This window comes from Luteithermobacter gelatinilyticus, from assembly GCF_005849285.1.
In the GTDB taxonomy this organism is placed as follows: domain Bacteria; phylum Pseudomonadota; class Alphaproteobacteria; order Sphingomonadales; family Emcibacteraceae; genus Luteithermobacter; species Luteithermobacter gelatinilyticus.
On sequence record NZ_CP040517.1, the window covers coordinates 1,418,303 to 1,431,118 of the forward strand.

Annotated in this window: 15 protein-coding genes and 2 tRNA genes; 12 read left to right on the top strand and 5 right to left on the bottom strand. The window is 53.1% G+C overall.

Features of this window, described 5'->3' with window-relative positions:
* Positions 1 to 25 precede the first annotated feature (25 nt).
* Entirely contained in the window at positions 26 to 535 is a 510-nt protein-coding gene (locus FE788_RS06335; RefSeq protein WP_138379846.1) for a DoxX family protein, read from the top strand.
* Between the two features lie 64 nt (positions 536 to 599).
* Here FE788_RS06335 and FE788_RS06340 read toward each other — a convergent pair whose 3' ends face one another.
* On the bottom strand, positions 600 to 1,067 hold the full coding sequence (locus FE788_RS06340; RefSeq protein ID WP_138379847.1) for an iron-sulfur cluster assembly scaffold protein: 468 nt from the start codon (positions 1,065 to 1,067) through the stop codon (positions 600 to 602).
* A gap of 259 nt (positions 1,068 to 1,326) precedes the next feature.
* Here FE788_RS06340 and nhaB point away from each other — a divergent pair, with 259 nt between their 5' ends.
* Both nhaB and FE788_RS06350 read left to right on the top strand, forming a co-directional pair.
* Positions 1,327 to 2,943, top strand: coding sequence for a sodium/proton antiporter NhaB (nhaB, locus tag FE788_RS06345; RefSeq protein ID WP_138379848.1), 1,617 nt, complete (start codon positions 1,327 to 1,329; stop codon positions 2,941 to 2,943).
* Between the two features lie 223 nt (positions 2,944 to 3,166).
* Positions 3,167 to 3,772 (top strand): cold-shock protein, encoded by a 606-nt coding sequence (locus tag FE788_RS06350; protein ID WP_210414173.1) that lies wholly within the window; start codon positions 3,167 to 3,169, stop codon positions 3,770 to 3,772.
* A gap of 24 nt (positions 3,773 to 3,796) precedes the next feature.
* Here the strand turns inward: FE788_RS06350 and FE788_RS14060 are convergent, their stop codons facing one another.
* Positions 3,797 to 3,985 (bottom strand): hypothetical protein, encoded by a 189-nt coding sequence (locus FE788_RS14060; protein WP_168190191.1) that lies wholly within the window; start codon positions 3,983 to 3,985, stop codon positions 3,797 to 3,799.
* Positions 3,986 to 4,067: 82 nt separating this feature from the next.
* Here FE788_RS14060 and FE788_RS06355 point away from each other — a divergent pair, with 82 nt between their 5' ends.
* The 6 genes from FE788_RS06355 (at position 4,068) to FE788_RS06380 (ending at position 8,052) form a co-directional block, all read left to right on the top strand.
* Positions 4,068 to 4,475 carry a DUF192 domain-containing protein gene (locus tag FE788_RS06355; RefSeq protein ID WP_210414174.1) on the top strand — a complete coding sequence of 136 codons (408 nt, stop codon included), beginning with the start codon at positions 4,068 to 4,070 and terminating at the stop codon, positions 4,473 to 4,475.
* A gap of 73 nt (positions 4,476 to 4,548) precedes the next feature.
* Positions 4,549 to 4,625, top strand: a tRNA-Pro gene (locus FE788_RS06360).
* A 183-nt stretch (positions 4,626 to 4,808) separates the two neighbouring features.
* A complete protein-coding gene (locus FE788_RS06365) occupies positions 4,809 to 5,096 on the top strand; it encodes an ETC complex I subunit (protein WP_138379849.1) in 288 nt (95 codons plus the stop codon).
* A gap of 53 nt (positions 5,097 to 5,149) precedes the next feature.
* Positions 5,150 to 5,226, top strand: a tRNA-Arg gene (locus FE788_RS06370).
* Between the two features lie 145 nt (positions 5,227 to 5,371).
* Positions 5,372 to 5,827, top strand: coding sequence for a (2Fe-2S)-binding protein (locus FE788_RS06375; protein ID WP_138379850.1), 456 nt, complete (start codon positions 5,372 to 5,374; stop codon positions 5,825 to 5,827).
* Positions 5,824 to 8,052: a xanthine dehydrogenase family protein molybdopterin-binding subunit gene (locus tag FE788_RS06380; RefSeq protein WP_138379851.1), complete on the top strand. Its 2,229-nt coding sequence runs from the start codon at positions 5,824 to 5,826 to the stop codon at positions 8,050 to 8,052. Before FE788_RS06375 ends, FE788_RS06380 begins: the two co-directional genes overlap by 4 nt.
* Positions 8,053 to 8,100: 48 nt before the next feature.
* Here FE788_RS06380 and hisI read toward each other — a convergent pair whose 3' ends face one another.
* Positions 8,101 to 8,517: a phosphoribosyl-AMP cyclohydrolase gene (gene hisI / locus FE788_RS06385; RefSeq protein WP_138379852.1), complete on the bottom strand. Its 417-nt coding sequence runs from the start codon at positions 8,515 to 8,517 to the stop codon at positions 8,101 to 8,103.
* 98 nt (positions 8,518 to 8,615) lie between these two features.
* Between hisI and FE788_RS06390 the strand changes: the two genes are divergently transcribed.
* From FE788_RS06390 to FE788_RS06400, 3 genes are read left to right on the top strand one after another with little or no spacing between them, the layout of a single operon-like run.
* Positions 8,616 to 9,080, top strand: a complete 465-nt coding sequence (locus FE788_RS06390) for a Fur family transcriptional regulator (protein ID WP_138379853.1) — start codon at positions 8,616 to 8,618, stop codon at positions 9,078 to 9,080.
* A 14-nt stretch (positions 9,081 to 9,094) separates the two neighbouring features.
* Positions 9,095 to 9,892 carry a zinc ABC transporter ATP-binding protein ZnuC gene (gene znuC / locus FE788_RS06395; RefSeq protein ID WP_138379854.1) on the top strand — a complete coding sequence of 266 codons (798 nt, stop codon included), beginning with the start codon at positions 9,095 to 9,097 and terminating at the stop codon, positions 9,890 to 9,892.
* Positions 9,888 to 10,676, top strand: coding sequence for an iron chelate uptake ABC transporter family permease subunit (locus FE788_RS06400; protein ID WP_138381315.1), 789 nt, complete (start codon positions 9,888 to 9,890; stop codon positions 10,674 to 10,676). Before znuC ends, FE788_RS06400 begins: the two co-directional genes overlap by 5 nt.
* Before the next feature lie 51 nt (positions 10,677 to 10,727).
* On the opposite strand, the gene FE788_RS06405 is transcribed toward FE788_RS06400, so the two are convergent.
* Both FE788_RS06405 and sseA read right to left on the bottom strand, forming a co-directional pair.
* Positions 10,728 to 11,897: a cystathionine beta-lyase gene (locus tag FE788_RS06405; RefSeq protein WP_138379855.1), complete on the bottom strand. Its 1,170-nt coding sequence runs from the start codon at positions 11,895 to 11,897 to the stop codon at positions 10,728 to 10,730.
* Positions 11,898 to 11,912: 15 nt separating this feature from the next.
* A complete protein-coding gene (gene sseA / locus FE788_RS06410) occupies positions 11,913 to 12,761 on the bottom strand; it encodes a 3-mercaptopyruvate sulfurtransferase (protein ID WP_138379856.1) in 849 nt (282 codons plus the stop codon).
* Between the last annotated feature and the right edge of the window lie 55 nt (positions 12,762 to 12,816).

Genomic DNA, 12,816 nt, shown 5'->3' on the forward strand with positions numbered 1-12,816 from the left:
TGTTCTTATGAAAAGGGAAAGAGCAATGATACATAAGCTGGACAAAACGATTCACTATGGGAAAAAAACCATTCAGATGGCGGGGTGTATCCCGGAAAGTATGATCTTACTGTTGGCCCGTCTGGGCATGGGAGGGATCTTCTGGCGGTCAGGCATGACCAAGATCACCCTTGAACAGGATGCGGCAAATTTCACGCTGGACCAGTTCCTTCAGGTCATCACCCTGAAATGGCAGGTTTCCGACTTCACCTATGTATTGTTCGAAGGTGATTATGATGTGCCGGTTCTGCCACCGGAGCTGGCGGCGCATATGGCGTTGCTGGCTGAATTGACTTTGCCGGTATTATTGCTGATTGGTCTGGCCAGCCGGCTGTCGGCCTTGGCGATGTTGGGTATGACCGCAGTGATTCAGACGTTTGTCTATCCCGGGTTATGGCCGGATCATTCCTTGTGGGCCGCGGCGCTGTTATTGCTGATTGCCAAAGGTAGCGGCAAGATTTCGGTCGATCATCTGATTGCCCGGAAATTGAAATAATAACTGCGCTGTTATGATTTTAGGCAAAGGCGGCGACTTAGAGTGAATTGTGAAGAGGTTGATTTTAGCCCGTCGTCTCCCGCGCCTTTCGGGCGGCAAGAGAAGTACTGTCCAGGGCTTTTAGAATCGCCTGAAGGGGAAGGGTCACACAAGTATGGCGGTTCTTATGGGGCGCTACGGGCGCAAACATCGAAAAGTCCTGCCATTTTTCTGCAGGCCATGAAACACTGTCCAGTGTGTTTTCTTCCAGACCCGCCATCAGTATGGCGCAGACCTCGCGAAGCCGAGCTGAGGGCTCTCCTGCCAAATGTTGTCCTAACAGGGAAGCACTGGCCTGACATAACACGCAGGCCCGGGTTTCATGACGAAAATCATGAATAATATCCTGTTCGGCGTTGAGATAAACTGTAATGCGGTCACCGCACAGGGGGTTGTGCAGGGTGTAATGCAGGATAGCATTCTCCAGCGCCCCATGGCCGACCGCCAGCGCCGCCTGTTTCAGGATTGATTTTTGATATAACGCGTCGATCATTTTTTCTCAGTAAATCAATCCGCCGATCATGTCCAGTCTTTACTCTCACAGCTTTTTCTGGCGCCTTGATGGCGCTGGCGTGCCTGATTTTAGGCTTTGGCATCCCCTGAGATGATAACTGGTGAGGACTGGAGGCGATTTTTGTGGTTTTTTTCCGGTTTTTCTTGATCTTTCACTGTGTGTCTCAGTATGTATTGGCAGGTTTGTTTTCGCCGCATGTGAAATCGGCATGATAATTAATGGAAGGCTTTAGTAAACAATGGTAAAAACAATCTCCCAAGGGATGGTCAGAAATTTCATGGGCCATTCACCCGAGTGGTACAAACTGACCATTATCGGGTTTCTTATTTTGAACCCTATGCTGTATATTGCACTGGGCCCGGAGACTGGCTCTTATATTGTCGGCTGGATCCTGGTTCTGGAATTTATTTTCACGCTGGCCATGGCGCTGAAATGTTATCCCCTGATTCCGGGCGGGTTATTGGCGCTCGAAGCGTTGTTTATGGGCCTGACCAGCCCTACCAGCGTTTATCATGAAATTGAGCATGGTCTTGAGGTGATCCTGCTGCTGGTCTTTATGGTGGCAGGCATTTATTTCATGCAGGGCCTGTTGCTGTTTACCTTTACCAAGGTGCTGCTCAAAGTCCGCTCAAAGGTGCTTTTGTCGTTCCTGTTTTCGTTTATGGCGGCGGTACTTTCCGCCTTTCTGGATGCGCTGACGGTGACCGCCGTGGTGATCACGGTTGCGGTCGGATTTTATTCCATTTACCACAAGGTGGCCTCCGGAAAGACCTTTCATCATGAACATGATCATTCTTCTGATCACAGCGTTCAGGAACTGCACCGCAGCGACCTGGAACAGTTCCGGGCCTTTTTGCGCAGCCTGATGATGCATGCCGCTGTGGGGACGGCACTCGGCGGGGTGTGTACGATAGTGGGTGAACCGCAAAACCTGATCATTGGCAGTGTCGCCGGATGGAGTTTTGTGGAATTCTTTATCCGCATGGCGCCTGTGAGCCTGCCGGTTCTGGTGTCCGGGCTTATAACCTGTATGGTGCTGGAAAAAATTAAGATCTTCGGTTATGGCACCGAACTTCCTGTCGCGGTCCGCAATATTCTGGAAGAATTTGATGCAGAACAGTCCAGCAAACGTACCCTGAACGAAAAAGCGTCCCTTATCGCCCAGGCGGTTGTGGCCGGGTGGCTGGTGATCGGACTGATGTTCCATCTGGCGGCTGTAGGATTGATCGGGTTGTCAGTGATTGTGCTGCTGACGGCGTTTAATGGCGTGACCGAAGAACACCAGATTGGCAAGGCCTTTGAAGAAGGGCTGCCGTTTACGTCTCTGCTGGTGGTCTTTTTTGCTGTGGTCGCGGTTATTAATGACCAGGAACTTTTCCGCCCCGTCATTGACTTTGTTCTTAGTATGGATACCCATAGTCAGATCGCAGGTTTTTATATTGCCAATGGCGTGTTGTCAGCCATCAGCGATAATGTGTTTGTGGCGACGGTGTATATCAAGGAAATCAAAAATGCCTTGGATCTCGGTCAGATTGCTCGTGATTCCTTTGATCTGATGGCGGTGGCGATCAATACGGGGACCAACATTCCCAGTGTGGCAACTCCGAACGGGCAGGCCGCTTTCCTGTTTCTGCTGACCTCTGCGCTTGCGCCTCTGATCCGTCTATCCTATGTGCGCATGGTTATTATGGCGCTGCCTTATACCATTGTTATGACTCTGGTGGGTCTGATTGCGGTCTTGACTGTGCTGGAGCCGGCGACGGACTACATGTATGAAGAAGGTCTTATCCAGCACCACAGTGAGTATGAAGCTTCACACCAGGACGAAAATGCCAAAGGGGCGACGGAACACTGATCCGAATGATATGAGTGCGGGCAGTGGGATTTCGCACCATACAACCGTTCTATAAAAAAATGTTTTATAAGGCAGGGTTAATGTAACCCTGCCTTGTTTTTGTGGTCTGTTTAATATTTTTTAAACCTATGGTTTTTCTTGGGATATATCCATGTTATAATCTGCCGTTATTTGTGTTGGCAGTGAAAAGTAATTATTGGGGAACGCATAGTGGGGACGTTGTATGATGGAGTCAAGTGCGACAGTAGGTGCACAGGCAAACGCGGGAGAGAATCAGGATTTTGCTGAGGAAGAGAGCAAAAAAGAAACGCCCACGGTAAAACACAATCCCTCAGATCATTTTGAGGAGGTTACCGGGACGATCAAATGGTTTGATTCCGTTAAAGGGTATGGCTTTGTGGCGCCAGAAGACGACAAGGGAGATATTCTTGTCCATTTTTCCATTCTCAAGGAACTCGGACGGCGGTCTCTGCCCGAGGGATGTACGCTGACTTGTCTTTCCGCAGATCGTCCCAAAGGACGACAGGCGGTGAAAATCCTGAATTACGACTTGACAACGGCAGTACAGAAAGACGGGCCGGAAGGGCGCAGTTCAGTTGACTTTGACGCGGATCTGAGTGATCTGGAGTTTGTCGAGGTTTCCGTGAAATGGTTCAACAGGGTTAAAGGGTATGGATTTGTGAACCGGGGAGATGGAGGACAGGATATTTTCATTCACATGGAAGTCTTGCGCCATTTTGGCCTTGATCATCTCTCACCGGGACAAACATTAAGGGTTGCGATCGCGGAGGGAGATCGCGGCCTGATGGTACGAGCCATTAAAACCTAATGCCTGCCATTAAAATGCCTGCATTTACGTGATATGCTTTTCCTGAAAGGATATCGCGATGATGTTTGTTGTTTTTTCTTCTGTTTTTGAGTTTTTTATTGAAAAAATGGCCCTGTCAGTACGCGAGTTGGGGACGGGGATGTGCGCTGTTCCGGCTCGGTTTTTCCCAAAAAGAAAAGGCATATTTCTTTCACTCCTGGCAGCGGCTTTCATCTTCTCTCCTTTGGCATATGCCACTGAATCCTTACAATCAGAGGTGGTCATCCAAACGGCGAAAAAAGAGATTGTGATAACAGTGGAAATTGCGGACACGCCGTTCACGCGCGCCAGGGGATTGATGTATCGGGACAGTCTGGCGGAAGGTCATGGCATGTTGTTCATTTTTGAAGCGGTGCAACCGGTTACCATGTGGATGAAAAACACCTATATTCCGCTTGATATCCTGTTTCTTGATGAACAGGGCCGGATTGTCCATATTGCCTATTCCACCACTCCGCTGTCGCTGTCGTATATTTCTTCCAGGTTTCCGGTTTTGGGGGCGCTTGAGGTGAATGCGGGTTTTGCCCGGAAAGAAGGCATTTCCGTGGGGGACAGGGTGCTTCATCCGGCCTTCCAGAAGGCCCTTCCTCCTCAAGAGGAGCAGCAACCGACTTCAGGAAAAAACATGCCGTCGCCGGGAAAAGACTTGCTCTTCGGGGGCTGATCAAGTATTAAGCCTCCTCAAGAGAGGCTCCGGATGTAGTTCGATATGGTTCTGCCGGGGGCCGCATATCCTACGGGGAGTGGCGCAGTCTGGTAGCGCATCTGGTTTGGGACCAGAGGGTCGCAGGTTCGAATCCTGTCTCCCCGACCATCTGTCAGACTCTGAACGATTAAAAGCATGATCTTTTCATGTCTTTTATCTGCCAGGCTGATCTTTGGGGTTATCTTTATCGGGTATTTTTTTCGGGGCGATGGCATATTTGGGCTTTTCCTTCCGGGGGCTTTGCGATAAATAACGGTGAACTTTTCAAAGCTTGGAAGAACAGGTGTCGATATGACAGCACGGATTTATCAGCCCGCCAGAAATGCCATGCAGTCCGGCAAGAAAGGAACCGGAATGTGGGTTCTGGAATTCGACCCTGAACAGCACAGGTATCATGATCCGTTGATGGGCTGGACAGGGTCCGGCGATGTCAAAAGCCAGATCCAGCTGAAATTCGACACTATGGAAGACGCCGTGGCCTATGCCAAACGCTATAATATTGATTATGTTCTGTTGCCGCCGCATAGACCCAAGCCACGAATCAAATCCTATGCCGACAGTTTTGCCTATCGCGGATAGGGCAAAAAAATATGAGACTTCAAGATATAGAAATTTAAGGTATGGAAATTTTCGGCCCCGTAGCTCAGCTGGATAGAGCAGGAGCCTTCTAAGCTCAAGGTCGCAGGTTCGAATCCTGCCGGGGTCACCAGATCGACAACCCTCCCCATTGCGGGAGGGTTTCTTGTATGGGGAAACTCTGGTTGGCAGCCTGCCGTCCTTCCTGTACCCTCTGGAGTGAATTGTGCATAGGCTGGCTCAATTCACTCTAGGGGACGATACGGCTGGAGGAGACCATGATCAACTTCACACTAAATGGCAAGGCGCACAGCTATGACGGGGATTCGGAAATGCCCCTGTTGTGGTATTTGCGCGATGAAGCGGGACTTACGGGCACCAAATATGCTTGCGGGATTGGCGAATGCGGTGCCTGCATGGTGCATCTTAACGGCCAGGCCATGCAAAGTTGCCTTATACAGATGGGGGACCTGGACGGAGCCATGGTGACCACCATAGAAGGGCTTTCGGCGCAAGGGGATCATCCGGTGCAGATGGCCTGGAAAGAACATAACGTGCCGCAGTGCGGTTATTGTCAGTCGGGCCAGATCATGATGGCGGCGGCGCTGATTGCCGAAAACCCCAATATGAGTGAACAGGAAATTCGTCGGGAAATGTGGGGCAACATCTGCCGTTGCGGCACCTATCAGCGGATAGTGAATGCCGTAAAATCAGCTGCGGAGAAGTCAAAATGACCCGTATTATGAATGTCAGCCGCCGTCACCTGATCAAATCTGCTGTTGTTGGCGGTCTGGCCCTGAGCGCTGAAGTGAGCGGATTTTCGCTGATGCGGGCTTTTGCTGGAGAAAAGTCCCTTACCCCGAATCTTTATGTGGTCATAGATCCGGACGGTAGCGTACATATCACGGCGCATCGCTCAGAAATGGGACAAGGTACGAAAACCGGCCTGCCGCAGGTGGTGGCGGATGAGCTGGGCGCGGACTGGAGCCAAGTCAGAATCATTCAGGCCATTGGTGATTCGCGCCTGGGGGACCAAAATACGGACGGATCGCGCTCAGTGAGGCGTTTTTATGAAAAAATGCGGGAGATGGGCGCGGCAGCGCGGCAGATGATGGAGCGGGCCGCAGCGAGGGAATGGGGCGTTCCCGTGGAAGAGGTCCATGCGGATAACCACCGAATTTTGCATAAAAAGTCAGGCAAAACGATGCCTTTTGGAAAGGCGGCAGTTCTCGCGGCTGATGATGCCGTACCCGGGCGGGAGGAGCTGAACTTTAAGTCACCAGCGGACTTCACGTTGATTGGAAAACCGGTCAAAATCTATGATCTGGACGACATGGTCAGCGGTCGGGCCATTTATGCCCAGGATCTGCATAGGGAAGGCATGCTGGTGGCGGTTATTCAGCGGCCGCCGGTTTTTGGGGCCACGGTCAAACAGTATGATGCGGCGCAGGCGCTGAAAATTGCGGGTGTGGAAAAAGTGATTCGCATGCCGGATGTGCAGACCCCTACGGCCTTTACCCCGTTGGGGGGCGTGGCGGTGCTGGCCAAAAACACCTGGTCTGCCATGAAAGGCCGCGAGGCGCTGGAAATTGAATGGAGTTCCAGCCCCCATGATCGCCATGACAGTGCGGCGTATCAGCAGGAGCTGATGAAAACGGCGCAGAAAGCCGGTTCTTTTGTGGGCCGTCATGACGGTGATGTGGATCAGGCGCTGGCAAAGTCTGATAAGGTCGTTGAGGCAGATTACCTGATGCCGTATTACGCTCATGCGCCCATGGAACCGCCGGCGGCCTTGGCTCATGTCACAGGAGAGACGGCGGAAATCTGGGCCTGTGTGCAGGACCCGCAATCCACACAGGATGTGGTGGCGGCGACCCTGGGGCTGAAAAAGGAGAATGTCACCGTACATGTCACGCTCCTTGGCGGGGCTTTCGGGCGCAAATCCAAATCCGACTTTGTGGCCGAAGCGGCGTTTTTGTCCCAGCAAACAGGAAAACCCGTCAAAGTGGTCTGGACCCGCGAGGATGACATCCGTCATGATTATTATCACGCCATCAGCGCCCAGCATCTGAAAGCCGGGCTGGATAAAAATGGCGCGGTGATCGCCTGGAACCATAATTCGGTTTTCCCCACCATCGGATCCATTTTCAGCCCCGGCGCGGATCAGCCCCTGCCGTTTGAGATGGGGTTGGGATTGGTGGATCTGCCCTATAACATTCCCAATATCCGGGCCGAAGTAGGTAAGACCCAGGCCCATATCCGGATCGGTTGGGTCCGCTCGGTCTGCAACATTCACCACGCCTTTGCCGTAGGCTCGTTCATGGATGAACTGGCCCATGCCGCCGGCCGCGATCCACGAGATTTTCTGCTTGAACATCTGACCCCGGACCGGGAAATTCCGGTGGACAGCTTCAACGCCAAATTCAATTATGGTGAAAAACAGACGGATTATCCTTTTGAGACGGCGCGTCTCAAACATGTTGTCCGACTGGTCACCGACAAGGCCGGTTGGGGTCGGAAACTCCCCAAAGGGCATGGCTTGGGGCTGGCTTGTCATTACAGTTTTCTCAGCCACATTGCCGTTGTGGCCGAGGTGGCGGTCAAGGATGGCGCGGTGACGATCCCGCGGGTGGATCTGGCGATTGATTGCGGGCGGTATATCAATCCTGACCGGGTGATTGCCCAGATGGAAGGGTCCATTATTTTTTCCATATCCCATGCCCTGACCTCGGAACTGAGCATTAAGGGTGGCAAGGTGGAACAAAGCAACTTTCATGATTACCGGCTGGCGCGTTGTGATATGACGCCGGATATCCGGGTTCATCTGGTGGACAGTGACGATAAGCCACGCGGGGTGGGCGAGCCCGGTGTACCGCCGGTTACCGCCGCCATTTGCAATGGGATTTTTGCGGCCACCGGCAAACGTATCAGAAAGCTGCCGATAGCTGAGCCGTTTTAGAGTGAATTGAGCCAACCTATTCACAATTCACTCTAGCCTGATCCGGGTCTATTCCGATTTGCCGTAAAGTTCAGCGGGGTCCTTTTCCACCTCGCTGATAATTTTCAGACCGCGGGCTGTGACTTCCTCAAAAAAGCAGCTGCGCCGTCCGGTGTGACAGGCCACGCCTTCTTGCTCCACCAGCAATAACAGCGTATCGCCGTCACAGTCGATGCGAAAATTTTTGAGCATCTGGACCTGTCCGGAACTTTCCCCCTTGCGCCACAACGCCCGGCGGGAGCGCGACCAGTAACAGACCTGCCCCGTCTTCAGGGTTTCGCTCACCGCTTCGGCTGTCATCCACGCCATCATCAGCACTTCCCCCGTATCATGCTGTTGGGCAATGGCCGGGATTAGCCCATCAGCATCAAATTTAAGCCGGGAGAGCACCTGCTGAATAATTTTTTCCGGAATGCTGGCGGTCATGATGTTTCCTGTCTGACAGCTTATAAGCTTGAAATTCATTGCGTATGTCGTCACTATTCATTAAATGGGATTGATCAATAAGACAAGAATAACCATCCATGATGCAAACTGCCGCCAAACATGATCATGACAAATGTATCGAGCAGGCCCTGAGCGCCGCCCGGGATATCTGCGACCGTCGCGAGATGCGGTTTACCCCGCTCCGCCGCAGAGTTTTGGAGCTGGTCTGGCGGGGGCACAAGCCGGTGACGGCCTATGAGCTACTGGATCTTTTGAGTGTGGGGCAGAAAAAAGTTGCCCCGCCGACCGTTTATCGTGCCTTGGATTTTCTCATAGAACAGGGACTTGTGCACCGGATTGAATCCCTCAACGCTTTTATCGGCTGTCCGGACCCAGCGCACCGACATCAGGGCCATTTTCTGATTTGCAAAAAATGCCGGACCGTTGCCGAAGTCACTGAAACGGCTCTTGATCGGCACATTACCCGAATAGCCGCAGATCATGGCTACAGCAGCGAACAGAGCATGCTCGAAGTCATGGGCCTGTGTGCCAATTGCCGGTGAACGGGGCTGAACTGATGCAGGGCCGGGCGGAGCCAATACTTGAGCTTGAGGGTATTTCCCTGTCCTTTCGGGGACGGGAGGTGCTCTCGAATGTGAGCCTGAGTGTCATGGCGGGGGAAATTGTGACCTTGATCGGCCCCAATGGCGCCGGGAAAAGCACCCTGATGAAAATTGCTCTGGGGCTTGTGCAGCCGGACAACGGACATGTCCGTCGCCGAAAGGCGCTGCGGATCGGGTATATGCCCCAGAAAGTGATGCTGGATGACAGCCTGCCGCTGACGGTGCAGCATTTTTTAAGACTGAGGCCCGGCACCACAGCCCAACAGATGGAACGAGTTCTGCACCAGGTCAGACTTATGGCCCGGATTGACAACCCTGTCCAAAATCTTTCAGGGGGGGAAATGCAACGGTTGCTCTTGGCCCGGGCGCTTTTGGGACAGCCCGATTTTCTGGTGCTTGATGAGCCGGTGCAGGGGGTGGATATTACCGGTCAGGAAGAATTGTACCGGCTGATCACCACTATACGGGACGAAACGGGATGCGCTGTTCTGATGATTTCCCATGATCTGCATATGGTCATGGCCGGGGCGGATCAGGTGATTTGTCTGAACGGCCATATCTGCTGTCAGGGCGCCCCGGATTCCGTGCGGGATCATCCCGAATACAGGGCGTTGTTTGCGCCCGGGGTGGAAAATGTCGCCCTCTATACCCATCATCATGATCATCACCATGACAGCCGGGGAAATGTTGTGCCCGGTTGCCTGCCGGATCATAACCCGTCGCAGACGACAGGGCCAAAGAAACATGATTGAGGATTTTATTCTGAATGCTCTTATTGCCGGCAGCCTGGTGGCTCTAGTGGCGGGTCCTCTGGGGTGTTTTCTGGTCTGGCGGCATATGGCCTATTTCGGCGACACCATTGCTCATTCCGCGCTAATGGGGGTGGCGCTGGGTGTGGCGTTGGGGACGGCAAGTCCGCTGATTATGGTGGCGGTTTGCGCCGTGGTGGCGCTGCTGTTGCTGGTATTGCAGCAGGACCGTAGCCTTTCCTCGGATACCTTGCTGGGTATTCTGGCTCACAGCGCCTTGTCTATCGGTCTGATCGTTATCTCACTGCAACCGGCTGTCCGGCAGGACATGATGTATTATCTTATTGGGGATATTCTGGCCGTAAACGCCGAGGATATTACCGGTATTCTGATCATGGCGCTGTTGGTGCTTGCCGGGCTATTGCTTATCTGGAAGTCTCTGCTATCCATTACCGTTCATGAGGACCTGGCCCGGGTGGAGGGCGTAGCCGTGGGACGCACCAAGGCCGCCTATATGCTGATGATTGCGGTCCTGGTCGCGTTGGCAATGAAAGTGATCGGCGTGCTTCTGGTTACTGCATTGATGATTATTCCCGCCGCTGGGGCGCGCAACATCACCCGCACGCCGCTTGCCATGACGTTGATTTCGGCGCTGATCGGGGTGATTTCGGTTTTTGCCGGAATCACTTTGTCTGGAACCTGGGATGTTCCAACTGGTCCGGCCATCGTGCTGGCGGCTGTGGCTATCTTTTCTGCGTCAAGAATTTATTATTTTTTATCAAAATAATAAACAATCTTCTTAAAGTGCTTTATTAGAGTGAATTGTGCATGGGTTGACTCAATTCGCTCTCAATCTCTTGAAGCCCTGTTCCAGGTCAGCGATCAGGTCGTCCGGATGCTCGATACCCACATGCAGGCGGATCAGTGGACCTGAGGTTGGCGCGGGGGTAGCGGTGCGGATACGGGCGATGTTTTGGACGGGCAGGATCAGGCTTTCATACCCCCCCCAGCTGAAGCCCATCTTGAAATGCTGCATGCCGTCCAGAAAGGCGGCCAGTGCCTTTTCGCTACCCTGTTTGAGGAAAAAGGAAAACAGCCCGCAACTGCCGGTAAAGTCCCGTTTCCAGATATCGTGGCCCGGACAGCCGGGCAGAGCCGGGTGGCGTACATGGTCAACTTCTTCCCGCTCTTCCAGCCAACGGGCAAGGATAAGGGCATTTTCCTGATGCTGTTTCAGGCGCAGTCCCAGGGTGCGCAGGCCCCTCAGCGCCAGATAAACATCATCAGGGGCCGCGCAATACCCCATCTGAAAACTCATTTCCCGAAGCTGGTCCCAATGTTCGGGTGTGGCCGTGGCGGTGCCAAGCATCACGTCTGAATGACCGACGATATATTTTGTGGCGGCCTGGATGGAGATATCTACGCCATGCTCGAAGGGTTTGAAATACAGTGGGGTGCCCCAGGTATTGTCCATCATGACAATAGCGCCATGATCATGGGCGGCTTTGGCTATGGCGGGAACGTCCTGAACTTCCATCGTGAGAGAGCAGGGGGATTCTACAAATACAACCCGGGTATTGGGGCGCAGAAGTTTGCGGATTTCTGCGCCGATAAGCGGATCGTAATAGGTGGTTTCCACCCCCATACGCTTGAGGACAGTATCACAAAAGCTGCGGGTTGGTTCATAGGCGCCGTCCACCATAAGAATGTGATCCCCGCTTTCCACAAAAGACAGGATCGCACCGGATATAGCGGCGAGACCGGAAGGATACAGGGCGCATCCGGCGCCGCCTTCCAGTTCGCACAGGGCGTCCTGAAAGGCAAACTGTGTGGGGGTGCCCCGCCGACCATAATAAAGATGGTTCTTTTCCCGGTGGCGGATGGCGTTTTTCATATCCGCGAGGGTATCGAAAATCACTGTCGAGGCATGATAAACGGGAGGATTTACGACTTTCCCGGTCCATTCCTTGCGCCGGCCGGCATCGACGAGTCGGGTTTCCTTTTTCATGATTATTTTCCCGCGTTATTTTTCCACCGGCGTATCCGGGTGGCTGCCCCATTCCGCCCAAGAGCCGTCATAAACGGCCACTTCCTGGTGGCCCACCAGGTGAAGGCCCAGGGCCAGCACACAGGCCGTAATACCGGACCCGCAACTAGTGACTACCGGTTTTTTAAGATCCACTCCTGCCTCCTGGAATATTTTTTTCAGGTCTTCCGCAGGACGATAGGTGCCGTCTTTTGGGTCAAGCAGGGTCGTATAGGGAATATTGAGACTATCGGGGATGTGACCTGATTTCATATTCGGCCGAGGTTCCGGCACGCTGCCCTTGAAACGGGGTTCGCCGCGGGCATCAATCACCTGTTCCCGTCGGGTATGCAGATTGGCCAGCATCTGATCCAGATCCCGAACCATGGTGTTATTGAACCGGGCGGTAAAATGCCGTGGTCCCGGAATGGGAGGAATATCTTCTGTGGGGCGGTTTTCCGCCCGCCACTTTTGAAAACCGCCATCAAGGACTGCCACGTCCCGATGTCCGAAACATCTCAACATGAACCAGGCCCGCGCGGCGGATTTGACGTCGCTGTTGTCATAGATGACAATGCGCATGCCATCCCCCAGACCAAGCTTGCGCAGGCGACTGGAAAGTTTTTCAGGACTTGGCAGCATATGTGGCAGATCTATGTCTGTATCACAGACGTCATCCAGATCCAGAAACACCGCGCCGGGGATATGGGCCTCGTTATATTCTGCCCGGGCGTCGCGCCCCTGATCCGGCATATGCCAGGAAGCGTCTACCACTCTTACGTCAGGGGCGTGAAGATGGTCAGCGAGCCATTGTGTGGAAACGAGCGCGGGATAATTCTCTGCCATGGTTTATCCTTTTAAATATTATCGAAAATAATTTGTGTCCGGTGGCTTCCCAGCT

Excerpts from the sequence above, each read along its gene's own strand:
- FE788_RS14060 (WP_168190191.1), bottom strand. The coding sequence starts at position 3,985 with ATGAAAGCCGCTGCCAGGAGTGAAAGAAATATGCCTTTTCTTTTTGGG.
- FE788_RS06350 (WP_210414173.1), top strand. The coding sequence starts at position 3,167 with ATGATGGAGTCAAGTGCGACAGTAGGTGCACAGGCAAACGCGGGAGAG.
- FE788_RS06390 (WP_138379853.1), top strand. The coding sequence starts at position 8,616 with ATGATGCAAACTGCCGCCAAACATGATCATGACAAATGTATCGAGCAG.
- nhaB (WP_138379848.1), top strand. The coding sequence starts at position 1,327 with ATGGTAAAAACAATCTCCCAAGGGATGGTCAGAAATTTCATGGGCCAT.
- FE788_RS06340 (WP_138379847.1), bottom strand. The coding sequence starts at position 1,067 with ATGATCGACGCGTTATATCAAAAATCAATCCTGAAACAGGCGGCGCTG.
- FE788_RS06375 (WP_138379850.1), top strand. The coding sequence starts at position 5,372 with ATGATCAACTTCACACTAAATGGCAAGGCGCACAGCTATGACGGGGAT.
- FE788_RS06405 (WP_138379855.1), bottom strand. The coding sequence starts at position 11,897 with ATGAAAAAGGAAACCCGACTCGTCGATGCCGGCCGGCGCAAGGAATGG.
- FE788_RS06335 (WP_138379846.1), top strand. The coding sequence starts at position 26 with ATGATACATAAGCTGGACAAAACGATTCACTATGGGAAAAAAACCATT.
- hisI (WP_138379852.1), bottom strand. The coding sequence starts at position 8,517 with ATGACCGCCAGCATTCCGGAAAAAATTATTCAGCAGGTGCTCTCCCGG.
- FE788_RS06365 (WP_138379849.1), top strand. The coding sequence starts at position 4,809 with ATGACAGCACGGATTTATCAGCCCGCCAGAAATGCCATGCAGTCCGGC.
- znuC (WP_138379854.1), top strand. The coding sequence starts at position 9,095 with ATGCAGGGCCGGGCGGAGCCAATACTTGAGCTTGAGGGTATTTCCCTG.
- sseA (WP_138379856.1), bottom strand. The coding sequence starts at position 12,761 with ATGGCAGAGAATTATCCCGCGCTCGTTTCCACACAATGGCTCGCTGAC.
- FE788_RS06380 (WP_138379851.1), top strand. The coding sequence starts at position 5,824 with ATGACCCGTATTATGAATGTCAGCCGCCGTCACCTGATCAAATCTGCT.